Origin of the sequence: Aestuariispira insulae (genome assembly GCF_003385955.1) — a bacterium.
Taxonomy (GTDB): Bacteria; Pseudomonadota; Alphaproteobacteria; order UBA8366; family Aestuariispiraceae; genus Aestuariispira; species Aestuariispira insulae.
Window position 1 is genome coordinate 1 of record NZ_QRDW01000006.1, and the last position, 24,470, is coordinate 24,470.

General features: G+C 58.6%; 18 protein-coding genes and 1 tRNA gene. 6 read left to right on the forward strand and 13 right to left on the reverse strand.

Annotation, left to right across the window (positions count from 1 at the left end):
* Both DFP90_RS14525 and DFP90_RS14530 read right to left on the reverse strand, forming a co-directional pair.
* On the reverse strand, positions 1-6,263 hold a 6,263-nt coding region (locus tag DFP90_RS14525), incomplete at its 3' end, for a VCBS domain-containing protein (RefSeq protein ID WP_115937238.1).
* 201 nt (positions 6,264-6,464) lie between these two features.
* Positions 6,465-7,214: a substrate-binding periplasmic protein gene (locus tag DFP90_RS14530; RefSeq protein ID WP_181905371.1), complete on the reverse strand. Its 750-nt coding sequence runs from the start codon at positions 7,212-7,214 to the stop codon at positions 6,465-6,467.
* Positions 7,215-7,422: 208 nt separating this feature from the next.
* Between DFP90_RS14530 and DFP90_RS14535 the strand changes: the two genes are divergently transcribed.
* The gene (locus tag DFP90_RS14535; protein ID WP_115937240.1) at positions 7,423-8,247 is read left to right on the forward strand and encodes a phytanoyl-CoA dioxygenase family protein; all 825 of its coding nucleotides are present in this window, start codon (positions 7,423-7,425) and stop codon (positions 8,245-8,247) included.
* A gap of 108 nt (positions 8,248-8,355) precedes the next feature.
* Positions 8,356-9,513 (forward strand): sterol desaturase family protein, encoded by a 1,158-nt coding sequence (locus tag DFP90_RS14540; protein WP_115937241.1) that lies wholly within the window; start codon positions 8,356-8,358, stop codon positions 9,511-9,513.
* Here the strand turns inward: DFP90_RS14540 and rrtA are convergent.
* Genes rrtA through DFP90_RS22925 form a run of 3 tightly spaced genes read right to left on the reverse strand, consistent with a single transcriptional unit; the run spans position 9,455 to position 12,433 of the window.
* On the reverse strand, positions 9,455-10,111 hold the full coding sequence (gene rrtA / locus DFP90_RS14545; RefSeq protein ID WP_115937242.1) for a rhombosortase: 657 nt from the start codon (positions 10,109-10,111) through the stop codon (positions 9,455-9,457). The genes DFP90_RS14540 and rrtA overlap by 59 nt on opposite strands.
* Entirely contained in the window at positions 10,108-12,213 is a 2,106-nt protein-coding gene (locus DFP90_RS14550) for a VIT and vWA domain-containing protein (protein WP_218044686.1), read from the reverse strand. The genes rrtA and DFP90_RS14550 overlap by 4 nt, the downstream gene beginning before the upstream one ends.
* Before the next feature lie 58 nt (positions 12,214-12,271).
* Positions 12,272-12,433: a hypothetical protein gene (locus DFP90_RS22925; protein ID WP_181905372.1), complete on the reverse strand. Its 162-nt coding sequence runs from the start codon at positions 12,431-12,433 to the stop codon at positions 12,272-12,274.
* 171 nt (positions 12,434-12,604) lie between these two features.
* Here DFP90_RS22925 and DFP90_RS14555 point away from each other — a divergent pair, with 171 nt between their 5' ends.
* Both DFP90_RS14555 and DFP90_RS14560 read left to right on the forward strand, forming a co-directional pair.
* Positions 12,605-13,210 carry a TetR/AcrR family transcriptional regulator gene (locus tag DFP90_RS14555; RefSeq protein WP_115937243.1) on the forward strand — a complete coding sequence of 202 codons (606 nt, stop codon included), beginning with the start codon at positions 12,605-12,607 and terminating at the stop codon, positions 13,208-13,210.
* 224 nt (positions 13,211-13,434) lie between these two features.
* Positions 13,435-13,743: a hypothetical protein gene (locus DFP90_RS14560; RefSeq protein WP_115937244.1), complete on the forward strand. Its 309-nt coding sequence runs from the start codon at positions 13,435-13,437 to the stop codon at positions 13,741-13,743.
* Positions 13,744-13,792: 49 nt separating this feature from the next.
* On the opposite strand, the gene DFP90_RS14565 is transcribed toward DFP90_RS14560, so the two are convergent.
* The 4 genes from DFP90_RS14565 to DFP90_RS14580 are packed head-to-tail and all read right to left on the reverse strand — an operon-like array spanning position 13,793 to position 17,655.
* The gene (locus tag DFP90_RS14565) at positions 13,793-14,041 is read right to left on the reverse strand and encodes a MoaD/ThiS family protein (protein WP_115937245.1); all 249 of its coding nucleotides are present in this window, start codon (positions 14,039-14,041) and stop codon (positions 13,793-13,795) included.
* Positions 14,042-14,045: 4 nt separating this feature from the next.
* Positions 14,046-16,313, reverse strand: a complete 2,268-nt coding sequence (locus DFP90_RS14570) for a xanthine dehydrogenase family protein molybdopterin-binding subunit (RefSeq protein WP_115937246.1) — start codon at positions 16,311-16,313, stop codon at positions 14,046-14,048.
* A gap of 2 nt (positions 16,314-16,315) precedes the next feature.
* Positions 16,316-16,792 (reverse strand): (2Fe-2S)-binding protein, encoded by a 477-nt coding sequence (locus tag DFP90_RS14575; protein WP_115937247.1) that lies wholly within the window; start codon positions 16,790-16,792, stop codon positions 16,316-16,318.
* Between the two features lie 2 nt (positions 16,793-16,794).
* On the reverse strand, positions 16,795-17,655 hold the full coding sequence (locus DFP90_RS14580) for an FAD binding domain-containing protein (RefSeq protein ID WP_115937248.1): 861 nt from the start codon (positions 17,653-17,655) through the stop codon (positions 16,795-16,797).
* A gap of 468 nt (positions 17,656-18,123) precedes the next feature.
* On the opposite strand from DFP90_RS14580, the gene DFP90_RS14590 reads away from it, so the two are divergent.
* Positions 18,124-18,200: transfer RNA gene (locus tag DFP90_RS14590), tRNA-Arg, on the forward strand.
* Between the two features lie 2 nt (positions 18,201-18,202).
* Here the strand turns inward: DFP90_RS14590 and DFP90_RS14595 are convergent.
* Together DFP90_RS14595 and DFP90_RS14600 are read right to left on the reverse strand one after the other, a co-directional pair.
* Positions 18,203-19,129 (reverse strand): HNH endonuclease, encoded by a 927-nt coding sequence (locus tag DFP90_RS14595; protein ID WP_115937250.1) that lies wholly within the window; start codon positions 19,127-19,129, stop codon positions 18,203-18,205.
* A 62-nt stretch (positions 19,130-19,191) separates the two neighbouring features.
* Positions 19,192-20,583: a tetratricopeptide repeat protein gene (locus DFP90_RS14600; RefSeq protein WP_147301023.1), complete on the reverse strand. Its 1,392-nt coding sequence runs from the start codon at positions 20,581-20,583 to the stop codon at positions 19,192-19,194.
* Between the two features lie 163 nt (positions 20,584-20,746).
* Between DFP90_RS14600 and DFP90_RS14605 the strand changes: the two genes are divergently transcribed.
* A complete protein-coding gene (locus DFP90_RS14605) occupies positions 20,747-21,676 on the forward strand; it encodes a LysR family transcriptional regulator (RefSeq protein ID WP_115937252.1) in 930 nt (309 codons plus the stop codon).
* Between the two features lie 2 nt (positions 21,677-21,678).
* Here DFP90_RS14605 and DFP90_RS23215 read toward each other — a convergent pair whose 3' ends face one another.
* Positions 21,679-22,179 (reverse strand): alkylphosphonate utilization protein, encoded by a 501-nt coding sequence (locus DFP90_RS23215; RefSeq protein WP_115937253.1) that lies wholly within the window; start codon positions 22,177-22,179, stop codon positions 21,679-21,681.
* Positions 22,180-22,197: 18 nt separating this feature from the next.
* The gene (locus DFP90_RS14615; RefSeq protein WP_115937254.1) at positions 22,198-24,459 is read right to left on the reverse strand and encodes a mechanosensitive ion channel family protein; all 2,262 of its coding nucleotides are present in this window, start codon (positions 24,457-24,459) and stop codon (positions 22,198-22,200) included.
* Positions 24,460-24,470 lie beyond the last annotated feature (11 nt).

Below are 24,470 nucleotides of genomic sequence, written 5' to 3' on the forward strand. Positions count from 1 at the left end.
GCCGTATCACTCTGCGCCTGGAAGCCGCTTTCGCCCGCATCCGCATCGGTCGCGGTCAGTGTGCCGCTGGCGGTCAGGGTGGTATCCTCGGTCACAGCGCCACTGTCATCACCGGAAATTTCCGGCGCATCATCGGTGCCGTTGATGGTAATGGTCACGGTTTCTTCCGTGCCGTCCCCGGTCAGGACCGTGAAGCTTTCGGTCAGGCTGTCGCCTGCGCCAAGCGCCTGAACATCAGTGGCGTCATTATCCAGATCATAAGACCAATTGCCATCGGCATCGATCGAGAAGGAACCGTAAGTGCCTTCGGTGTCACTCTGCGCCTGGAAGCCGGACTCGCCCGCATCCGCATCGGTTGCCGTCAGGCTGCCGCTGGCGGTCAGGGTGGTATCCTCGGTCACAGCACCACTGTCATCACCGGAAATTTCCGGTGCATCATCGGTGCCGTTGATGGTCACGGTTATGTCCTGGGTTGTGCCGTCAGTCGCGGTCAGAGTGATCGTATCGGTGACCTGATCGCCCTCATTCAGCCCCTGAACCGCGCCCTGGTCCAGCGTATAGGTCCAGTTGCCGTCGCCATCCAGTTCCAGCGAGCCATATTCGCCGCTGGCCGTGGTCGCTTCAAACACCGGATTGTCACTGGCATCAATATCGCTGATCGCAATGGTGCCGGTGGCCGTGGCCACATCGCCCGCGTCACCTTCAGAGACCGCACCGGTGAAGCTGCCGGATACCTCCGGCGCGTCATCCGTGCCGTCGATGGTAATCGTCACCTGGCTCTCAACACCCTCATCAGTGACAACCGTGAAGGTCTCGGTCAGGCTCTCGCCATCACCCAGCGCCTGCACATCCGCATTGTCATTATCCAGATTAAAGGTCCAGTTACCACTCGGCGTGATCGAGAAGCTGCCGTAAGAACCTTCGGTATTATTCTGGGAGACAAAATCCGCATTGGCATTGTCGGCGTCGTCAATAGACAGGCTGCCCGTGGCCCGGGCGCTGCCGTCCTCTTCCACGGAACCGGTGAAATCACCGCTGACAATGGCATCATCGTCGGTGCCGGTGATGGTCACCGTGATATCCTGGGTCGTGCCATCGCTCGCCGTCAGGGTAATGGTGTCGGTCACCACCTCACCCGCCGTCAGATCCTGTACGGAGCCTTGATCCAGGGTATAGGTCCAGTTGCCGTCGCCATCCAGTTCCAGCGAACCATAGGCACCGCTCTCCGAGGTGGCCTCAAAGACCGGATTGTCGCCCGCATCAATATCACTGATCGCAATGGTACCGGTGGCGGTGGCCACATCGCCTTCGTCGCCTTCCGTCACCGCGCCGGCGAAACTGCCGGACACTTCCGGCGCGTCATCGGTGCCGTTGATGGTGATGGTCACGGTTTCTTCCGTGCCGTCACCGGTCAGGACCGTGAAGCTCTCGGTCAGGCTGTCGCCTGCGCCCAATGCCTGAACATCAGTGGCATCATTTGCCAGGTCATAAGACCAGTTGCCATCCGCATCGATCGAGAAGGAACCATAGGAACCCGCCGTATCACTCTGCGCCTGGAAGCCGCTTTCGCCCGCATCCGCATCGGTCGCGGTCAGTGTGCCGCTGGCGGTCAGGGTGGTATCCTCGGTCACGGCACCACTGTCATCACCGGAAATTTCCGGCGCATCATCGGTGCCGTTGATGGTAATGGTCACGGTCTCTTCCGTGCCGTCACCGGTCAGGACCGTGAAGCTTTCGGTCAGGCTGTCGCCTGCGCCAAGCGCCTGAACATCAGTGGCGTCATTATTCAGGTCATAAGACCAGTTGCCATCCGCATCGATCGAGAAGGAACCGTAAGTGCCGCTGGTACCATCCTGGGTCTGGAAATAGGCCTCTCCCGGATTTTGATCCGTTACGGAAAGCGAGCCGGTTGCGGTCGTGACGCTGTCTTCAGTGGTTTCAACACTATCGTCACCGGTTACCGTTGCCTCAGAAGGCAATTCCGGCCCATCAAGGGTCAGGCTTTCCCAGTTTTTGACCGTCAGACCAAGGGCATCAAAGGTCTGTTCGACACCGGCATTGTCCGGATTGCCGATGAAATCCTGCAATTCATGGAGGGCGGCCACAATATCCGGATTTTCCAGATCTTCCGCGCTATAGCTGACCACCAGGCTGTCGGTGCCGTCCCCGCCGTCATAAATCTCGCCTTCGCCGCCTTCACCCACGGTGAAGAGACCGGTATCCGAGCCGTCACCGCCGCGCACATCATCCACATCCACACCGCCATCCAGCGTGTCATCCCCGCCGCCGCCGATCAGCGTATCATCCCCGGCACCACCGGTGATGACATCGTCACCTTCTTCAAATTCGGCAACTGTCACGGAAATGGTCTGGCTTTCTGAAGCCGTCTCACCATTGAAGGTCTCCGTGCCCGTGGCGGTCACGGTAACATCAAAGCCTTCCGCATCACTTGGCATCGTGATGGTCACACTGCCCAGCGCATCCAGTTCTTCCGCCGACGTGAATGTCCAAACGGTCGGATCGTCGGGATCCTGTGTCCCGGCACTTAAAACGGCATCTTCGGGGACGCCGCTGATGGTGACTGTAAGCGCTTCGTTATCGTCCACCAGTGCCGCCGCAATACCAAGCGGCGCGGTGACCAGATTATCCGGCTCGCCATCACCAACCAAAACATCGCTGCCCGAACCGCCGGCGATCATGTCATCACCACCACCGCCACGCAGATGCTGGTCACTGTCCGAAGCCGACCCGTCGACGGAATCGTCCCCGCCCAGGCCATCAGAATCGGTTGCGGTAACTTCTTCTTCTGCGGTCAGTGTCACGCCATCCGCACCGATATCAACCGTATGGGTCGAAATCGTGCTGGAAGTAACCGTATTGTCGGCATCATCGGAAGAGGCAACAGAGACCTCAAACTCAGTATCCGCCGCCAGATCCGTTCCCGCCACATCTGCAGACCAGGAGCCATCTGCCCCAACGGTCGCGGTGTAATCGGTACCGTTCACGGTGAAACTGACCGTATCACCTTCCGAGATATCGCCGCCGGTCGCCATGCCGGATACGGTAATGTCACCCCCGGCTTCCGTGGCCGTGACAACATCATCACTGGTGATCGCATCAACCGAGACAGTCCCGGCCTCCGCTTGGGTATCAACCATGTGGGTTGAGGTCGTGCTGGAAGTGGTCGTGTTTCCGGCCGCATCAGAGGAGGTTACAGAGACCTCAAACTCGGTATCCGCTGCCAGATCGGCACCAGCAACAACCACGGACCAAGTGCCATTGGCCCCCACCGTGGTGGAATAATCCTTACCATTGACCGTGAAGCTGACCGTATCACCTTCTGAAACATCGCCACCAGCCGCGGTACCGGATACCGTGACATCCTCTCCGGCCTCCGCCACATTAACCACATCATCGCTGGTGATGGCATCAACCGTGACCGTTCCGGCTTCCGCTTGCGTATCAACCGTATGGGTCGAGGTCGCGCTGGAGGTAACCGTGTTGCCTGCCGTATCGGAAGAGTCAACAGAGACCTCAAACTCGGTATCCGCCGCCAGGTCGGCACCGGCAACATCCACGGACCAAGAGCCGTCCGCCCCCACCGTGGTGGAATAATCCGTGCCGTTAACCGTGAAGCTGACCGTGTCGCCTTCGGAAATATCACCGCCCGTCGCTGTGCCGGAAACCGCCACATCACCGCCGGCTTCCGCCGCATTAACCACATCATCGCTGGTGATGGAGGCCACCGTGACAGTGCCCGTTTCCGCTTCAGTATCAACCGTATGGGTCGAAGTTGCGCTGGAGGTGACCTCATTCCCGACAGCATCGGTGGAGGCAACATTAATCTCAAGTTCCGTGTCCGCTGCCAGGTCGGAACCGGCAACATCCACGGACCAGGTGCCATCCGCCCCAACGGTCGTCGAATAGTCTGTGCCATTCACGGTAAAACTGACCGTATCGCCTTCCGAGATATCGCCGCCGATTGCGGTACCGGAAACGGCCACGTCGCCGCCGGCTTCCGCCGCATTAACCACATCATCGCTGGTGATGGCATCAACCGTGACCGTCCCGGCTTCCGCTTGCGTATCAACCGTATGGGTCGAAGTTGCGCTGGAGGTGACCTCATTCCCGACAGCATCGGTGGAGACAACATTAATCTCAAATTCCGTGTCCGCCGCCAGATCCGTTCCCGCCACATCCACGGACCAGGAACCATCGGCCCCAACGGTTGTCGAATAGTCTGTGCCATTCACGGTGAACCTGACCGTATCGCCTTCCGAGATATCACCGCCGGCCGCCATGCCGGAAACGGTCACATCGCCGCCGGTTTCCTGAGCCGAGAGAATGCCGTCACTGGTGATCGGATCTACTGTGACAGAGCCTGCGTCGGCCTCGGTATCCGCCCCATGGACGGAAACACCGGAACTTGTAACCGCGTCACCGCCGCCACTGGTCGAAGAGACATAAACGGTGAATGCCTGATCCGCCGCCAGATCGGACCCGGCCACATCCACAGACCAGGTGCCGTCGGCACCAACCGTCGTGGAATAATCGGTGCCATTGATGGTGAAGCTGACCGTATCACCTTCGGCAATATCACCGCCGGTCGCAGTACCGGAAACCGTGATATCGCTTTCAGATTCTACTCCCGTCACCAGATCATCTTCGGTGATTGCATCCACCGTAACAGTGCCTGGCTCAGGCTGGGTGTCGCTTGGATTCGTGTCAATGCCGTTCCCGGTGCTGGTAACCGTATTGCCAGCCGCATCCGAAGAAGAGACTGTGACTTCAAACTCGGTATCATCCCCCAGCACGCTACCCGGCACATCCGCCTGCCAGTTACCATCTGCATCCACAGTGGTTGTATAGGTGATCGGGCCATCCGGACCGTCAAGTGTGAAACTGACTTCATCACCTTCGGAAATATCACCGCCGATCGCCGTGCCAGACACAGTAATTGTTTCATCATTTTCCGCCGCAGCCTCAATGTCTGCCGCAGAGATGCTGTTCACGGTAACCGTCCCCGGCTCGGCAGTAAGATCTTCATCAACGGTCTCGGAAGACTGAGCTGTCTGACCAGACTGAGTACTGGAACCGCCGCCGCTGCCACCGCCGCCGCCACCGCCGCCGCTACCGCCGAGGGTTTCCGGACCATCGACGTCTTCACCCCCAATATCGTTATCGAGATTATTGAGAAATTCGATATCCGCCACACCGCTGGTCTGAGCCTCCGGCCCAGCCGCGGTTTCAATGCCTTCCAATTCATCCGCGATGGCATCTAAATCCACCTCGGCACTGTCATTAGCATCCTTGATCTCGGAGGGATCGATATCCGGTTGTTTCGGCGAATAGGACAGCGCATTGCCGTAAGTCGCTTTTTGCGCGCCGTCATCCATGAAGAAGACATCACTGTGCACGCCACCAATGTCACTGATGGTGACACTGTCACCAAAGGCGCTGAGCACGGACTGGCCGCCATCGTTGAAGACATTCACTGCGCCTTCAAAAACAGTGATGGTGGATTCGCCATCCAGGGCGCTGACATTGATCCCGTATTTGGTGCCGCGGATCCCAATGGTCGCCACCGGGGTTGTGACGGTGACGCTGTCGGGATCATTTTTGCCGATAACACCGCTGGCAAAGACAAAGGCGCCCTGCACCACGTTAAACACCTGGGTGCCGAGATTGGTGCTGGGGTCATAAACCATCGCGTCCATGACGAGGCGGGCATCCTCACCCATGGACATGGTGCTTTTATCCACAAAGATAATACCAAGGGACCCATCTGCGCCGGTCTGGATGATGTCACCTTCAAAAACCGGATCGCCGGTTGCCAGTTGCACCTTGGTGCCATCGGCCCGGGTCACCGTGATCGTGCCAACGCCATTTTCAACTTCGCCGATCGGCTCGCCGAGGACTTCGGAGGGGCCGGTCTGCGCAACCTGTCCAGGCGCCAGAGGACCCGCCAGCCGCTGAGCGACTGTGGCGGTAATCATTGCGCCGCTTTCGGTGATCAGATCAGGGGGAATATCCTGGTTATAATAATCCTGCAGCACAACGGTTGATCCGTCAGGCCCTTCCAGGATCATGTCCTGGCCGCTGCGGGAATATTCCGCATCCAGGATCAAGAAACCATGAGGCACCGTTACCGTTTCCGGCCCGGTGATTTCAATCACATCAATTGCTCGGGTCGCATCGGACCCTAACGACTGTGATTCGCTAACATTGCCGGTTCCAGAACCGCCAGGTGTTTCAACGACCATCACAACCCCCTGAATACCAATTGCCCCTCAGTATCCAGACCCGGCTATTATGCCTTCTAAGACTTAATAACACATGAACCATATAGGTCACACAAGCAGTATTACCGCATTTTCAAAGAATTTTGATAAAATGAACTACTTATGCAGGCAACAATTAGCCTGTTTCTCCTCTAACAAGCAAGAAAGACTTGATAGCATGCTTCATGAATTTGGGTTCAGGCCCTGAAGATAGGTTTCAATAAGCCGGTCAAGCTCACCGGTTTTTCGCACTTCTTCCAAGGCTGCATCGAACCGGTCCCGCTTGTTTCCCGCATCGGGCCCGCTCTTCGGATAGAGAACATAATGCCCCACTTTATCCGTGGTCAGTTCAAGCACCCGGAAGACACCCGGCACCAAACCGGTTTCACGAATTACGGTCGGCGCGACAAAATTGTTCAGTTCGACAAAATCAACCCGTCCCTGAGCCAGACGGCGCAGACAACTGGCCATGGAAGTTGCCGTGACCCGTTTGAGTCTGCCCTGCTCCACCAGCCGCTCAATCCGCGTGGTGTTGGCATAGCCATTCGGCAGGCAGGTCTGCCGTCCGGTCAGATCATTATATTCATCGGCGAAAAAATCGCTGTCTGACTTGGTGTAAAGCTGGACCAGAACAAACAGGACCGGCGCGGAAAAATAAAATGCCTCGGCCCGTTCATCGGTCAGGATATAGGGGAATGTCGCCTCAAAGCGACCTTCCAACGTTTCCAGATATCCCCGTTTCCAGGGACGAAACGCAAACTCCACGGCCTCTCCGTTCCGATCATAAATCATCCGCACGATCTTAGTGAATAGACCGCCTTCCGGGAGGGTTTCATCCGTAAAAGGAGCATATTCATTGCCTGTCACCAGGAACACAGTCTGGCCCCAGGCCCCACCCTGCGACGGCACAACCATCGCCACAGCGATCATCATCAGGCAACAACCGCATATACTTCTGGCGAATATGCCTCTGATACGACCGATCATCGGTGTCTCCCGATACCTGTTACTTCCGGTTCACAGCGCAGCGTCAGGTTTTCAGGATAGCCGAGCGAGGTAAAAGAAGAGTGAATCAAAAGCTGGTCAGCCACCGCGCCAGCGGATAAACCAGCGGCAAAGTTAAGACGGAGCGCCCCACATCATGCCTGACTGGGCACAGATCAATCCCCATCTGACAATCGGTCAATCAGACTTGGCCAGCCGTCCGCCTATGGGAGGCTGGCCCGACATGGCCACCGTTTCACGAAATCTGGAAGAAGAAGGCTATCTTCAACTGCCCCCGGTTTTCGACAATGCCTGGGTCACACCATTGCGCGATGGGATATGTAATCTGGCCGCTAACGGTCTGCCGCCGGTCTGTATCTATCTTTATGATCAGCCCTGGCATCTGTTTGCTGCGCTCCGACCTCTGGTCAGCCGCTTCCTCGGCGACGATTATCGGTTGCTGCCCAATTTCTGGGCCTGGCATCTCTCGACCGAAGCCGGTTCGCGCGGCTGGCCCGCGCATCGCGATTGCCAGGCGCAAACCCGTTTCCCGGACGGACTTGGCGGCCATCTGCTGATGAGCCTGTCCCTATGGGTCCCGCTCACCGACGCGGACGAGGATAACGGCTGCATGCATGTACTGCCCAGAAGCGTGGAAAACCAATATGATCCACCGCTAGATGATCCGGACCGCATCGATTATCGACAGGGGCGGCCACTGCCCGCAAAAGTCGGGTCTGTGCTGGGCTGGCCTCAGGATCTGTTCCATTGGAGCGGCCGTGCTACCGGCCGCTCAGAAGTGCCGCGCATGAGCCTGTCCCTGGAATTTCAAAATCCAGCCTTTGACCCGCTGCGCACACCGCTATTGGAAATCGACAACCCGCCGCCACTGGAAGTGCGACTATCCCTGATCAAGGACCAGTTCGCGCGTTACCGGCATATGGAAAAAACCACCTTTGACCCCGAGAGCCTCACAGCATAGCTTTCTTGGAGATTGCCTATGCGCCCCTGATGCGTTTATGACAGCATCATGACAAACCGTCTGAATTCCCTTCATCGTGGGAAGGCCAGACGAACAGGGGGAAAATGAATGAATCAGGCCGAATTTCCAAAACGCCAGACCGAGGATATGAGCGATCGCGCCTTTCGCATGGGCGAAGGTAGGATCAGCGGCTTTATCTCCGTTGCGCTCGGCCTGCTGAGCATCCTGGCTGTGCTTTGTTACAAATTCCCAAGCTACCTCACCACACCGGAACTGCGCGCCGCCTATGATCCCGCCCTTTTGCGCGAGATCCTGAAATATGGCATGTGGGCCTCGATCACCTTCGGCCTGCTGACCTTTATCCTGAACCGGCGCAAACGGCTGGGGGCGGTTGGCATTCTGGCGACTTTGACCGCCTTTGCCCTGGGCGGCTATTGGGCCGAGGGCCCAGCCATTGAGCCGACTGCGTATTTTGCAGGCTTGGACTGGCTGGTGCTGGATCTTCTGGCCACGGCCACCGTCTTTATCTTCATTGAGAAGCTCTGGCCGAAATATCGGGAACAGGCGATCCTGCGTCCGGAATGGGGCCATGACCTGGTCTATTTCGCCTTCAATCATCTGATGATCGGTGTGATCCTGTTGATCGTGAACGGTTTTGCGCCAAGCTATTTCAATTGGGCGGTGTCCGCCGGCTTCCAGGCCTGGATCCAGGACCTGCCGCTGATCCTTCAGGTGATCGGTCTGATCTTTGCCGCCGATTTTGCGCAGTATTGGGTCCATCGCCTGTTCCACACGGTGCCGTTCCTCTGGCGCTTTCACGCGGTACATCACAGTTCAGAAAACATGGACTGGCTGGCCGGTTCGCGCACCCATTTTCTGGATACGCTGTGCGTGCGATCCTTCTCCATGGTGATGATCTACCTTTTGGGTGCATCGAAAGAGGCACTGGATATCTATGTGGTCTTCGCCAGTTTCCAGGCGGTCTTCATCCATGCCAATTTCAGCGGCAATTTCGGTCCGCTGCGCTATCTGATCACCACACCGCAGTTTCATCACTGGCATCATTCGTCGGACGCAATCGCGATTGATATGAATTATGCCGCCCATCTGCCGCTGCTGGACAAAATTTTTGGCACTTACCTCATGCCGGGGCAGCATTGGCCGGAAAAATACGGCACCGTTGGCGACCCGCTGCCCCGGGGCATCATCAAGCAGCATCTTTACCCCTTCCTGCCGGCACCAAAATCCGAAACTCAGCCCAAATAGAAGATAGTGCAGCCCAGATCAGGCCCAGAACCCCGCCAGCCAGGAAACCCGCCAGATGGGCGTCCGGCATGGCGGGCCAGGCCAGATCCATCACCAAACTGTTCGTGCTCAGCATTTCATAGCCGATCTTGAAAAGCGCACCCAAGGCAAAGAGCCAACAAATGCGTCGGTCCAGAACATCGCGCAACGCCACAAGGCAAAAAGCCAGTAGGCCGTTCAATATCGCGGAAAGACCACAATAATAGGCGATGTCCGGACGGCCCAGCCAGAGATAGCCATCCAAAACCACCATCAGCACTGCTGAGACAAGGGCCAGCAGAGCGGCGCGGCAGCGGGCAATCATTTCCAGGAACAGGCCGATCAGCACAAAGGCAAGACCGTTCCAGAGCAAATGCTGCGGATCCAGATGAACCAGATGGCCGGTTACCAGCCGCCAATATTCACCGCCGACAATCGCCTCACGGTGGTAGGTAAAGATTTCGGGCACAAAGCCCGCCACACCAGCCAGCGCCAGAAGAACGGCAAGACCACCCAGGGTGAACCAGGGCGGCGTAAGACCGCCCCGGTTTTCCTCGCCAGCCATAATCCAACCGGTCATTTCCGCCTCCCGCGGGACAGCAGCGCCACCCCACCCAGCAGAGCCATGAAGACCGCCCAGAACGGGCCAAGCGCACTGGAGCCGCCGCCACTGGTGCCACCGCCGCTGTAGCTGGGACGCGGTTTCTGAAAGGCCGGTGTCTGTTGGTCCACGCGGTTGCTGGTGACCTGAGCCTGGGCGCGCGCGGCCTGGGCCAGCTGCTCACTTTCAACCCGATCCTTATTCTTCCGGTCAATGCCGCGTTGTTTGAAAACCTCTTCGCGCAGCACGATCATGGAGGTATAGGGTGTCACGATTCCGTTCTCGACCGAGAGATCCACCACCGCCTGCTTTCGGTCCTCATCAGCACCGAAGGTCGCATCATCCTTCATCATGCCTTCAATGGCAGCAAAGGCCCACAGACGCTCAATCTCGGGATTCTCGTCACTGGTCTCCGGGAAGGGAAAACGGGATTGATAGGTGACATCACGGCCCGATATCTTGGCCCGGATCGTCACATCCGCCTCCCCGCCTTTCCAATAATGGCCGAACAGGACCAATTGCTGGCCACGATAGAGGCTGCCGATCCGCTGTGGCTCCAGGCTGGTCACCTTGACCCCATCGATATCGACCGACATATCATGCAGCGCCTCATGCCCCAGCTTGCTGGTGGCGGACATGATCGCACCGACAATATCGTCACTGTTGGAAAGGGCCAGCGCCGTGCCGCCGGATTCGCTCGAAACCTGGGTCAGCAACGGCCGGTTGGCGCTGTTGCCCATCATCATGGTAAAGAGGCGCACATCCTGATTTTGAACCAATTCCAGGAACTTCCGCTTTTCCGTTTCTCCCACATTGGCAACCCCGTCGGTCACCAGGATCAGACCCGTCGTGCGGTCGGCATCCAGTCCCTTGAGCCCCGTGGCCATCCCGGCATAGAGATTGGTGCCATTATCGGGCCGGACGGTTTTCAACAGATCGATCATCGAGCGGACATTCGCCTCGGTCGCGGGCTGGAAATCCCTTGTGAGCTCACGCACCGAACTGTCAAACAGGACGATCCGGAAGCGGTCGTTGGGCGGCACCTTGTGAAGCGCCTGCTCAACCCCTTCCAGCAGTGTATCGAACTTGCCCTCCATGGAGCCGGATTTATCCAGTACAAAGACCCAATCACGCCCCTTGGTGATCGGGGCCAGATCATCCCCCGGTGTCGCCACCAGCATGAAAGTGCCGCGCTTGCCCGCCTCCGGCTTATGGGTGATCAGGTCGATGGATCCAGGCAGGCCGTCTTGATGCCGCCAATAGGTGATGATGTCCGTGTCAAGGCGGAACGGCTGGCTCTTCAGGGCGATTTCGCCCTGACCACCATCAATCGCCACGGCCTCCCCATCGCCTTCATAACCGGCCAACCGGACACCGTTATCCAGATGCACCTTCCATTCATGGTCTTTCAGGCGGGTGATTTGGGCCTGGGGATGTTTCGGCAGGCGCAGGGCTTCGATCGGATAGCCGTTGCGCAGGGTAAGATCGAAAGAGAACCGACCCGTCACCTGGTCCTGGGACGTCCAAAAGGACATTTTTTCAGGATCAACCCCGCCCTCTTCCAGCGGATAGTTATAGCGCCCGACACCGGTATCCATATGGGTTGGCTGGATATATCCCAGGCGGATCCTCACATCCTGGCCAGCGCGTACCGGCCAGACCGAGATATCGAAGGTTTTATAGTCATCCTGCTCGGTCAGCGCCGCCTCGCGGCCGCTGGCCTTTTCCTCTTCGTAGATCTTGCGGGCCTCAGCCTTTTCCATCACCTCCCCCTGAACCGGCTTGCCGTCGATCCAATAGGTGAAGCTGCTGACCGCGGCCTTTTCCGGGACGGGGAAGGAATAGACCGCTTCCAGATCCCGGCCATGGGGATTGGTGAAAACCTGTTCCACCGTGGTGATGGCATAGCCATCCTCGATCACAACATCGACCTTGTGGTCCCGAATCTCCAGCGGCGCTTGCCCGCCATGGACGGGGGTGAGCAGACCGGCCGCTTGCGCGTCGGTCAGGGTTGCCGTGCCCGCCACCAGCAGGCCCGAGAGACAGATCCCTGTCATGAGTTTTCGTTTCAAGGATATCATTGGATTTCTCCTCTATATGAACGCCGTTCAATATTCAGATGAAAAAGGGGATGTCCCGCTATCGGGCAAAGGGGTTTAACCGGTTTTCCAGGACCTGGATCAGGTCCGGTAAAAAAGTTGCCGCCGGTTTTGCCTGCATCAGGTAACTTGATAGAAAGATTGTCAGAATGCCGGCCATGGTGGCCATGGAGGCAGCAAGGAACTGGGATTTACTCAACATGATACCGTCCTTTCATTCTTTTAATGAACATCGTTCATTTTTTAGCGTGAACAAAACCGCTTTCGCGGATTTTCTGAACATCATTTATTGAACGCTGTTCAGTTTATATAGCTTGAACTGATCAGGGGCGCAACCGTAAAATGAACGATGTTCAAATTTTAAGGAAAAACCATGGCCCGCCGGTCCGACCATAACCGAGAAGAACTCTATGCGCTGGCCATGCAGGCCGCCCGTGATATTGCGGTGCATGACGGGCTGAAGGGCCTGACCGCGCGCAATATTGCCAAGCGGATCGGCTATTCCGCGGGCACGCTTTATAACCTGTTCAAGAATCTGGATGAGATCGCTCTGCATGTGAATGCGGGCACGCTGGATCAGTTGCATGACCGCTTGGGCGAAGTGGCATTATCCGGCAAGCCGAAGAAGGATATCCGCCAGCTGCTGGACGCCTATCTTGATTTCATCGGCGGGAATGACCGGCTCTGGTCCCTGCTTTTCGACCATAAGCTGCCCGACGGCACGCCCCTGCCTGACTGGTACCGGGCGCGGATCGCGCGGGTTCTCTCCCTGCTGGAGGCGGCGCTTGCACCGCTTTTCCCGGAACCGGACCATCCGGAATGCCAGCTCTCTGCCCGCGTGCTCTGGTCCAGCCTGCACGGCATCTGCCAGCTGGCCAATGCTGACAAGCTGGAAATTGTCTCGGACGAGGATACAAGGGCGCTGGCCCATGCGCTGGTGGAAAACTACCTGGCGGGGTTGAAGGCACGGCTGGGGTAGTGCCGGGAACCAGTTGATGTGCGTGTTACACTTGAATCCCGTACCATGGCTGAGATAACAGGACACCTTAGAGAAATCCTACCGTACATCTATATGATACCTTGAGTCCCAGTGGACAATCCCCAGATTTTGACGAGATATCTTAGCTTCAGGATTAGTGACCCGAGTTGTCACAGGGCTCAATCAGCGATAGAAAAACCACAAATTCAACGGGGGAGATTGAAATGAGGCGATCGGTAGTTTTCGGAGCATTGTTGCTCGGGGCTTGTCAAACAGTACCAGTCACACAGCACGGGAATGTGCTCGCAGCAGGACCAGACGCCGTGAAAGATTGCAAGAGCGCAGGTATCGTTTTCGGTCAATCCGATAAAGGTGGAGTGTGGATTAAGTACGGAATCAATGAAGCCAAGATTGAAGCCATGGAGCAAGCCGAGCAAATACAAGCGACACACGTGACTTGGCAGGATTTTCAATCTAATAACGGCTGGACCTCCGTAAAAGGAGAAGCTTGGAGATGCAAAGGACTTGACTAAGCCAGGAGAAAGCAGCGCCAATAGCATCATCTAGCCTTAGGCTCTTTCTTCACCCCCCTGCCAGGCGCGGAATGACAAAGACCTCCGCACCTTCGGGGATCGGCTGGAACCAGTCGTCGCGATAGAGGGTGCCGTCAATGGAGACGGCCACCCCTTTCGCGATCAGCGGCCCGAGATCCGGGCAGGCGGCTTCCAGGGATTTCAGCAGCTGGCGGATGTTGTTCCCCTCCAGCTCCAGCGCGGTCAGCCCGGCTGTCTTGGCCACAATCCCCGAAAGCGTCACCTGATGGACCGGCATTGCCTTATTCCGCCGCCAGTTTGGTGGCACCGATGGCTTTCAACACCTTCGGCGGTGACATGGGCAGATCGGTCAGGCGCACACCCGCCGCCGCCGAGACCGAGTTGGCCAGCGCCGCCAGCGGCGGCACGATGCCGGTCTCGCCAACCCCGCGCACCCCATAAGGGTGGCCCGGGTTCGGCACTTCGACAATGACCGTGTCGATCATGGGAAGATCAGACGCCACCGGCAGGCGGTAATCCAGGAAAGTGGCGTTTTGCAGACGGCCATCCTCGCCATAGATATATTCCTCATTCAGGGCCCAGCCGATGCCCTGCACCGCGCCGCCCTGGAACTGGCCTTCCACATAATCGGGATGGATCGCCTTACCCGCATCCTGAACCACGGTGTAGCGCAGAATTTTGACATAGCCGGTTTCCGGATCCACCTCGGTATCAACGATATGGGTGCCGAAGCTGACCCCCGCCCCGTCGGCGTTATATTCATGATGGCCCGCAATCGGCCCGCCGGTCTTGGCGGCAGAGCCTGCGATTTCCTCAATGGTCATTGGCTCGAAATCACCGGCATTGGGACCAGAGGGATGGGCGGCACCTTCCGCCCAATAAACCGCCTCGGCCGGTATGTCCCACATCATGGCGGCTCGTTTGCACATTTCTTCCTTCGCCTTGCGTGCGGCCTTGATCAGGGCCATGCCGCTGGAGAAGGTCACCCGGCTGCCTTCGGTGGTGTCGTTAAAGCCAAGCGCCGAGGTATCGGCCACGATGGCACGCACCCGCTCGTAAGGGACCTCCAGCTCTTCCGCCACCATGATGCACATGCTGGCGCGCGAGCCGCCGATATCCGGGGTGCCGACCGCCAGGGTGATGGTGCCGTCTTCATTGACATTCAAATTCGAGCAGGTCTCTCCACCGAAATTGAACCAGAAGCCACTGGCCACGCCGCGTCCCTGGTTGGGGCCCAAAGGCGCCGCATAATGCGGATGCGCCTTGGCCGCCTCCAGGCATGCCACCAGGCCGATCTTGCCGAATTTCGGACCATAAGAGCTTTTGGAACCGTCGCGCGCTGCGTTTTTCAGGCGCAGATCAAACGGGTCCATGCCGATTTCCTTGGCCAGTTCATCCACCACGCTTTCCACCGCAAAGACCGACATGGGCGCGCCCGGCGCCCGGTAGGCCGCCCCTTTCGGGCGGTTGGTCACCACGTCAAAGGCAACCGCCTTCACATTTTCCAGGTCATAACAGGCAAAGGCCGACATGGCGCCGAAATCCGCCGGCGCACCGGGGAAGGCCCCGCCCTGGTAATTCAGAGATGCCTCACCCGCCGTGATGGTGCCATCCTTCTTCACACCGATTTTGACCCGCATGGAGGAGCTGGCGGTCGGGCCGGAGGCCTTGAACACCTCTTCCCTGGTCATCACCAGCTTGACCGGTCGGCCTGCTTTACGGGACAAGGCCAGGGCCACCGGCTCGATAAAGACCGTGGTCTTGCCGCCAAAACCACCGCCGATCTCGGAGGCTGTCACCCGCAGGCGCGAGACGTCCATGCCCAGCAGGCTGGCACATTGCGAACGCACATGGAAATGCCCCTGGGTGCAGACCCAGAGCTCGGACATGCCATCGGCGCCAACATTGGCGACACAGGCATGGGGCTCGATATAGCCCTGATGGGTGGCGGCCGTCTTGAAATCGCGCTCGATCACGATATCGGCTTGGGCAAAACCTTTCTCCACATCGCCATGGCCAAATTCATGGCGGGCGTTGATGTTGGAGGGTTTGGCCGGTTTTTCGTCCAGGCCCTGGGTAAACATATCGTCATGCAGGATGGGCGCATCCGGCTGCATGGCCGCATCCACATCGGTGACATGGGGCAGGATCTCATAATTGACCTTGATTCGCTTCAACGCCTGCTGGGCCTTGATCCGGCTGGTCGCGGCCACCGCCGCCACCGCATGACCTTCATAGAGCGCCTTGTCGCGCGCCATGATGTTGGTCAGCACATCCCGGTCCTTGGCATCGGCATTGAAATCCTCAGCCGTCACCACGGCCTTAACGCCTGGCATGGCCAGGGCCTCGGAGGCGTCAATGGATTTGATCCGGGCATGGGGATGGGGTGAGCGCAGGATTTTGCCGATCAACTGACCCGGCATATTCATATCCGCGCCAAAGCGTGCCTTGCCGGTCACCTTATCCATACCGTCGGGACGGGCGGGACGGGTGCCGACCACACGGAAATCCTGGGCGCGGTCTGCGTCAAATTCCTGGTTACCAGCCATGATCACGCACTCCTGAGCTCTTGGGCGGCATCCATCACCGCACGGATGATTTTGTCATAACCGGTACAGCGGCACAGATTGCCCGCCAGCCAGTAACGCACTTCTGTTTCGGTCGGGTCCGGATTCTTTTCCAGCAAAGCCTTGGCCGCAACAACAATGCCCGGTGTGCAGACCCCGCATTGCAGGGCCGCATGATCCAGGATTTTCTGCTGCACGGGGTGCAGTTCATTGCCTTGCGCCACGCCTTCGACCGTGCCGATTTCATGGCCGCCCGCTTCCGCGCCCAGCATCAGGCAGGAACAGGTGAGCCGCCCGTCGACGGTGATTGAACAGGCCCCGCAATCGCCGGTGCTACAGCCTTCCTTGGCGCCGGTCATGCCGAGCCGGTCGCGCAGCACATCCAGCATGGTTTCTTCCGGCTCGCAGACATAATCGATCTGGTCACCGTTGATGGTGGTGGAAACGTGAATGCCGCTCATGATTATTTGCCTCCCGCCCGTTTGTAGGCGATTTTCGCCGCGCGCTTTGCCAGCACACCGGCCACGTCCACGCGGAACTCAATGGTGCCGCGCTTGTCATTAATGGGGTTGCAGGCAGCACTTGCCGCCGCCGCCAATTTCTCCAGCGCCGCCTCGTCCAGTTTGGAGCCGATGATGGCTTTCGCCGCATCCTCGACATCCAGAACGGTGGGCGCAACCGCGCCAAGGCCGACACCGGCCTCCGTTATGGTGCCATCCGCGTCCAGGGTCAGGCTGACGCCGACGCCAACGACGGCGATATCCATCTCGGTGCGCGGGATGAAGCGCAGATAGGCATCGCCCGAGCGTTCCGGCCGCTTGGGCAGGAAGATGCTCTCGACGATCTCACCTTTTTTCAGGTTGCTCTTGCCCGGCCCCGCCGGGATATCCTTGACCAGGATCTCGCGCCGGCCCTCCGGACCGACCACGGTGGCCACCGCCTTGGCCGCAACCAAGCCCGGGACCGAATCCGCCGCCGGGCCGCAATTACACAGGTTTCCGGTCATGGTGGCGCGGCCCTGCACCTGGGTGGAGCCGATCAATTCCGCCCCTTCGACCACGCCGGGCCAGGCCGCGACCAGGGCCGCATGTTCGCCCATGCGCGCGCAACTGACCCCGGCCCCGATGCGGAAACCGCCGTTTTCCTCCACAATGTCCATCATGGCCGGGATGCGTTTCACATCGACCACCAGGTCCGGTTCGATCATGCCGGCGCGCAATTGCACCAACAGATCCGTGCCGCCCGCCAGGACGCGGGCAATCCCGCTTTCCCGGGCCAGCAGGGTTGCCGCCTCTTCTATGGTGCCGGGTGCTTCATATCGCATGAATGTGCCTTCCGTCTTGTCATGTCCCTGTGGGGCCTTGGAGCGCCAGGGCCGCCTTTGATCCGGATTGTTGCAGCCCGGTTGGACCGGGCCTGATTTGTCTAAGCGCGATGCTGCCGCAAGGCCAGGATAGTGTCAATCAGCCCCGCAGCCTGTACTGCCGCCGCCATGTTCCGTTCCGCAACCGCCACGGCGTATTTGTGATCACATTTTGACAAAAGCCTCAGCCGCCCGCAAGGGAAAAGGCGCAAAAAACCGCCCTTGGGCCGGGATACCGCCCGGACCGCCGCCACGCCGCCGCCCTTGGGGGATAATTCCCTGAGCCCCGGAATTTTTTGTGGCCGCAATCAGGATTGTGGCGCGCCAAATCGGGAATATGCAATTTTCATCTTTTCAAGCCGGTCCGGGCGCGATATACAACCCCGGTTCGCGGCGCTCCGCAGAGACGCCACCTTATGCGACAGAGATGCACCCGTAGCTCAGCTGGATAGAGCGCTGCCCTCCGAAGGCAGAGGCCAGAGGTTCGAATCCTCTCGGGTGCGCCACTTCACCCCTTAAAAACCACCCGCCGATGATAGTCCAAGAATCTTGGATGCGGCCGGAAATCCGGGTTCTCAGGCAGGATCAGTTTGCGCTCTTTGCGGATCAGCCGGTCTATGGTGTCGGGCACCTTGTCCTTGGCGGTCAGGATGGTGAAATCATCCTCCAGGCTGATCAGGCCGCGGTCGAACATCCAATGGACCGTGCCAGAGAGCGCGATGCCATTGCGGATGGAATCGGGGCCTTTGTCCGCCACCGGGCGGATATGGGCCGCCTGCACTTCCGGACGTCCACCGCCATTGATGATCTTCCATCCCGTGATGCCGCATTGATTGCCATAGGCCTGTTTGACCTGGCGGGCAAAGGCATGATCGCGAAAACGGCGGCGCTGCAGGCGTTCCACCATCGGGCGTTCGGTCACGCCATGGTCGAAGGTGGCCGTCTCTTCGCCCAAGCTAAACCGCCCTTCTTCCCCATCCTCCGAGATATCCGGGATGAAATCCATTTCATCAGCACGGAAACCCGCTTTAAGGATCCGGTCATATTCCAGATCTTCCAACAGGCGCACGGATCGGCCAAACGCGCCCTTGTTGGTGGAGCCGTCAGCTTTTTGCAGGTTACTCTCATAATAGTCTCCGCCCTGACGGAACATTACCGGCCGGTCAAATTCCAGATAGCCCTCAACCCTGGCATAATGATGATCCTCCAGGACTGGATCAGGCAGAATCTCCACCAGCCTTGCGGTCGCGAAATAGCGCTGTCGGCCACCAGCGCTCATCAGGTCGCCGCTGGACCGCCGCGGCCCGGAATAGAGGATCCAGTCACCAATGGCCTGGGACACCTGATTCAGATAACTGCACGGAAAATGATAATGGATTTCCGGTAAGTCATCATAGTCAGGCAGGATTTTCGTGGAGAAAACAGCTTTAACCATAAAGTCTTCATTATCTGAGCCTTAAAGCCCAATCCCACCAAACCGTTTCGATCGCGCCCGATTCAGACACCCGTTGCATCAGCCCGCTTCTCAACCTCCAACGCACCAATCCGCCGCGCCACGCCGGCCCAGTCGCCGTCCTTTTCCTGGCGGATCAGGCGCAGGCTTGGATACCAGGAGGTCTGATCGCCTGTTGGGCCCCAGCGGAAATCGGGAACATTGGATAACAGCAGCCAGGTCGGCACATCCAGGGCCCCGGCCAGATGGCCCATGGCCGTATCCACCGTGATCATCAGATCCAGGCCCGGCATGGTGGCGGCAATCGCTGCCATGTCCAGATACCCGCAATCCCGCATGAAGGCGCATTTTGCCATCAAAGCGCGGTCCTTTTCATTTATGTCCCGCTGGAAACTGATCAGCTCTATATTGCCAAAGCGCTTGTGCAGCGCCTGCAAGCCCGGCATCAGCTTTGCCAGAGTGGTTGAACGCCGGTGGTCATTGGGCTGGATCGGATTTCCAGCCCATGCCAGGCCTATTTTCAAGGGGCCCGGTTGCAAAGCCAGCGCTTGTGACGGATCCGGGCACAGTTTTGGAAAGTCACGGAGTGGCCCATCGGCATAAACCCGGTGCGGCAAAGCCTCCAACGGGCAATGCCGATCAAAATCCACCAGGCCTTCCTCCGCCGATTGGATTTCCACCTGCCCCCCTAAATCCGGCAGCAACGACAGCAGTCCGGCCTGGATCCGCAGGATGACCTTTGATGCCTTTGATTGCGCCACTGCCAAGGGCACATAGCGCAGGAACTGGATCGTATCGCCCAATCCCTGTTCCGCATGGATCAAAAGAACCTCGCCTGCCATCGCCACCCCATCCCAAAGCGGCTTGCCGCCCTGGAAAACCGCCGAGGTCAGCCGCTGTCCGCGCCAACGATATTCATGCAGCGCCCAGCCTTCGCGATAGTCACCTTTGAAAAGCAGGAAATAACCCAGTTCCTTGTGGCAATCCGCATTATCCGGCGCAACCTCCACCGCTTTGCGGTAGCTGGCTTCCGCGGCGGCCATGTCCCCCTTCAGCCGTTGCAGATAACCCAGAGTGGTATGGTTACTGCCATTGTCCGAGGCAATTTTTAGGGCCTGGCGGAGGGGTTTTTCCGCCTCCTTCAGCAAACCCTGCTCGCAAAGTGTCATCCCCAGATTACGATGAAGATAGTCCAACCTGTCATTGCCCTTTATCGCCTTGCGATAAAAGATCTTGGCCTGTTTGTAATTGTGGCGCTGATGAGCAATGCGCCCCAACCGGAACAGGATCTCCGGGGCCTCCGGGTTATGGCGGAGCAGGTCGAGATAAAGCGTTTCCGCCTGATCCAGTTCCAGACGGGCATAATGCCGCTCTGCGCGGTCAAAAACCATGGATGCCATATTGGCCGCCATGCCGGATGAAGGATGCCGCTGCACTTGAACCCCCAGCTGATGATAACCGGGCAGCAGCCTATTCAGATCCTGCCGATTGTTCAATAGGCCGCAATGCCTCTCTTGGGCATATGATTCCGCCCCAAAAGACACCAGCAAGCATCACCAGGGAAATTCATGACTTTGCCCGTCACTATAAATGTGATTTATGAAGTCCCTCATACCGAAAGCAGGCATCCCCGAGGTTTTGATGGGCATCACCTATCCCCAGATGAAGGCGCTGAACGCGGTGGCGCGGCGCAGGAATATCACCCATGCGGCGCAAGATCTGGGGATCAGCCAGCCGGCGGTGACCGCCCAAATCCGCAAACTGGAAAACGACTATAACAAGCAGGTGATCGAGCGCGGGCCAAACGGGGTCCAGCTCACCCCCTTCGGGCTACAGCTCTACCGTGTCACCCAGGAGCTGGATGATATGGAGGCCGCGGCCAACGCATTGTTGGAAAACACGCCGGGCCTGGGCCAGGTGCCGTTGAAACTGGCCACCTCCTCCTCCCAGGTGTTCATGCCGGTCATTGCCGCCTTCACAAAGAAATTCCCTGAGGTGCGGCTGGAAATCGAACATGCGGATACCGACATCGTTTTTAAAAGCCTGCTGGAACAGCGCGCCGATATCGGCCTGATGCCGGAACGGCCGGAGGACAACCGTCTGGAAGTAATGCGGTTCTGCCAAAACCCGCTGGCCGCGGTCCTATCAAAAGCGCACCCACTGGCCACTTTTGATAGGATCTCGATCCAGGATCTACGCAATGAGACCTTCATTTCCGGCGAACCCAATTCCGTCACCCAGGTGATGACGGAAAAGCTGTTGAAGCAGGCGAAACTAAAGAAAAAAACCAGCCTGCTGCTCTATTCCCGGGAGGCGATCCACGAGGCGGTCGCCAATAATATCGGCATTACCATCAGTTTCCAGCGTGACGTGCCGCCCGATCCCCGGTTCCGGGTGCTGCCCATTTCCGATATCACGGTGGATGTCTGGGAATGCCTGATCTGGCGAAAACAGCGCTCCGACATCCCCGTGATCCAGGAATTCATCAAGATCGCCGACAGTTTCCGCTATCGGCAGAATGCCGAATAACCTCAGACCGATTTCTTGACGAATTCGGTCAGGATCACGATCTGCTGTCCGTTAACCCGGCCTTCGATATGCTTCTCATTGCTGGGCGAGAGCGAGATGTTGCGCACCGCCGTGCCGCGCTTGGCGGTAAAACCCGCGCCCTTGACCGGCAAATCCTTGATCAATGTCACCGTGTCGCCGGCGGCCAGCACCGCCCCGTTGCTGTCCCGATGCACCAAATCATCATCATCCGCGCCGGCCTGGCCGGCACGCGCCCAGGCCTCCACTTCTTCCTCCAGATAAAGCATCTCCAGCTGGTCATTGGCCCAGGCTTCGCCTGCCGTCGCCAGCCGGTTCAATAGCCGCCAGGCCGTGACCTGGACCGCCGGGACCGGGGTCCACATGCTGTCATTGAGGCAGCGCCAATGATGCGGGTCCAGATCCGCGCCCGCGATCTGGACCCGGCAGCTGTCACAGGCCAGGATATGATCGTCGGCGTCACCATGGCGCGCAGGCTCGACCACGGCAAACTGCCCCCGGGGTCAGGACGGCGTCTGGTCCTTTTCCGGCTGGTCCTGGGCACGGGTTGCGGCATGGGCCGCGCCCGCCTCCATCTGGCGGGTTGCCTGTTTGACCTTTTCCGCATTGGCGGCATCGTCATTTTCCTCTGCGCGCACCCGGATCTCGGGCCGGGCAAATTCGATGCCGTTCTGGGCAAAGGCCTCCTGCACCGCCATGAAGGCATAGCGCCGGATCAGGAATTGCCGCCCCGGCTTGCACATGAATTTCGCGCGCACCACCAGGCCGTAATCATCCACCTCCAAAACCCCCTGGGATTTGAACGGCTGGATGAAATCCTCGCCAATCTCGGGATGTTCCAACAGTTTCAGCCCCACCTTCTTGATCACTTTGCGGACTTTCTCAATGTCGGTATCAAAAGTCACCCGGAAGGGCAGCTTCATGATCGCCCAGTCGCGGCTGAAATTGGACAGGGTGCGGATCTCGCCGAACGGCACCGTATTGACCGCGCCCAGATGATGGCGCAGCTGAAAGGAACGGATGGTAATCTTCTCCACCGATCCCTTCACATGGCCGACACTGACATATTCGCCTAGCCGGAAAGCATCATCCAACAGGAAGAACAGGCCGGAAACGATATCACGCACCAATGCCTGGGACCCGAAGCCGACCGCCAGGCCGACCACACCGGCCCCTGCCAGCAACGGCCCAATATCAACACCAAGGGCGGAGAGCGCGACAATCACTGCGATCGCCCCGATGGTAATCTGGACCGTGCGTTTTGCCAAAGGCAACAAGGTGCGGATCCGCGACAGGCCGGTGCCGCCAATCTCCATCTCGGCCAGATCCATGCCCTCTTGGGCAAAGGCTTTATCTTCTTCCGCGATTTTCTTATCGATCCAGATCCGGGCCGCACTCCAGCAGACATAAGCGACCAGGATCGTCACCCCCACCTGGAACAGCGCATTGACCACCTGGCCGCTCAGCCCCGATCCGGCCATACCGGTGACATCAATCCGCCAGGCCATGGCCAGAAACACAATAGTCGCCACAAAGGCACAAACCTTGGCCGCGCGCAGCATGGCCGCGCGCACCTCTTCCTCTTTTGCGATGAAGCGCCTGGCCTCCCGTTCGAGCGCCATGATGATGCCCGGTGCCAACAGCAACAGCGCAATGGAAAAAAGCGCCGCGCCATAATGCGGGGTCAGCCCCAAAAGTGCGGTCAGCACCACCCCGATCCAGATCAGCGCAATGATCGCGGCAAAGGCCCAGGGCCAGGCGGCCGCCATATAGAGCCGGATCATGCTTTGCTTTTGGTCCTCATGCAGCAGATCTTCTTTAAGTGCATGACGCCCCAGAATCACGGTCGCCATCATGCCCAGGGTGATCATGGTGCCGACCAGGATCAACAGCAGCTGATGCACCCGCCCGCCAATGCCCAGAACGCCAAACAGCGCACAGCTGAAATAACCGAACGCGCCCAGGATGACCGTGGCAGAAACTGCCCGACGCACCCCCCCCGCATCACGGTCGGAATAATGGGGAATGCGTAGATTGGGATGATCCGGGCAAAAGAAAATATCTGCCCCTGTGATGACCAGCCGGATGATCAGGATCGCCGCCATATAAAAGACAAAGGTTGTCCGGTAATAACCATCGCCCGCCGCCAGCAACAGCATGCCGCCCACGGTCGCCAGGGTGAAAAGAAAGATTCCTAAGAGATCAGTCACCAGGAGAAAGCCCAGCGCCGCGGCTTTTTCCCCATCGCTGTCACAGGTCCGTTCTCGCACGGCCTCCCGCGCAGCCTTCATGCGGCGGCGCAGCAGATATTCCGCCCCGGCCCCGATCACCAGCGCGGCGATAAAGGCTAGCAGGAACCGGTCCACCCCCCCTTTCCCCCGATCCTGGTTCAACGCCTCAAAGGCCCGGGGGAAAATGCCCGGCAATTCCGGAAAGGCACCAAAGATGGCCGAGGCCTCACTATGCAGCCGCCCCAGATGGCCCTGCAGCTGGAACGCCGTGATCGCCGGATTGAACGATTTCTCAGCGTCTGGCGCTCGCTCCCGCAGCCGTTCCAGCAGCAGCGCACGCACCTCCGCATCAGACAGCCTGGCCAGCGCCGCCTCCGGGTTATCATCCAGTGCCTTTTGAGCCGACTGATCCTGCACCGGTTCCAGCGGGGAATGAGTCGCGGTCAACCCCGCCGCCTGCGCCACCGCTGACGACAGCAGAAAACAGATCAGAAGCAACCAATTGGGAAGCGATCCCCGCGCGACCTTTTGCATGTTTTGCTTCC

Bases quoted from the DNA above. Each gene is read 5' to 3' on its own strand.
- DFP90_RS14540 (WP_115937241.1), top strand. From the start codon at position 8,356: ATGAATCAGGCCGAATTTCCAAAACGCCAGACCGAGGATATGAGCGAT.
- DFP90_RS14595 (WP_115937250.1), bottom strand. From the start codon at position 19,129: ATGGTTAAAGCTGTTTTCTCCACGAAAATCCTGCCTGACTATGATGAC.
- DFP90_RS14580 (WP_115937248.1), bottom strand. From the start codon at position 17,655: ATGCGATATGAAGCACCCGGCACCATAGAAGAGGCGGCAACCCTGCTG.
- DFP90_RS14535 (WP_115937240.1), top strand. From the start codon at position 7,423: ATGCCTGACTGGGCACAGATCAATCCCCATCTGACAATCGGTCAATCA.
- rrtA (WP_115937242.1), bottom strand. From the start codon at position 10,111: ATGACCGGTTGGATTATGGCTGGCGAGGAAAACCGGGGCGGTCTTACG.
- DFP90_RS22925 (WP_181905372.1), bottom strand. From the start codon at position 12,433: ATGTTGAGTAAATCCCAGTTCCTTGCTGCCTCCATGGCCACCATGGCC.
- DFP90_RS14530 (WP_181905371.1), bottom strand. From the start codon at position 7,214: ATGATGATCGCTGTGGCGATGGTTGTGCCGTCGCAGGGTGGGGCCTGG.
- DFP90_RS14555 (WP_115937243.1), top strand. From the start codon at position 12,605: ATGGCCCGCCGGTCCGACCATAACCGAGAAGAACTCTATGCGCTGGCC.
- DFP90_RS14570 (WP_115937246.1), bottom strand. From the start codon at position 16,313: ATGGCTGGTAACCAGGAATTTGACGCAGACCGCGCCCAGGATTTCCGT.
- DFP90_RS14550 (WP_218044686.1), bottom strand. From the start codon at position 12,213: ATGATATCCTTGAAACGAAAACTCATGACAGGGATCTGTCTCTCGGGC.
- DFP90_RS14560 (WP_115937244.1), top strand. From the start codon at position 13,435: ATGAGGCGATCGGTAGTTTTCGGAGCATTGTTGCTCGGGGCTTGTCAA.
- DFP90_RS14565 (WP_115937245.1), bottom strand. From the start codon at position 14,041: ATGCCGGTCCATCAGGTGACGCTTTCGGGGATTGTGGCCAAGACAGCC.
- DFP90_RS14615 (WP_115937254.1), bottom strand. From the start codon at position 24,459: ATGCAAAAGGTCGCGCGGGGATCGCTTCCCAATTGGTTGCTTCTGATC.
- DFP90_RS14575 (WP_115937247.1), bottom strand. From the start codon at position 16,792: ATGAGCGGCATTCACGTTTCCACCACCATCAACGGTGACCAGATCGAT.
- DFP90_RS14605 (WP_115937252.1), top strand. From the start codon at position 20,747: ATGAAGTCCCTCATACCGAAAGCAGGCATCCCCGAGGTTTTGATGGGC.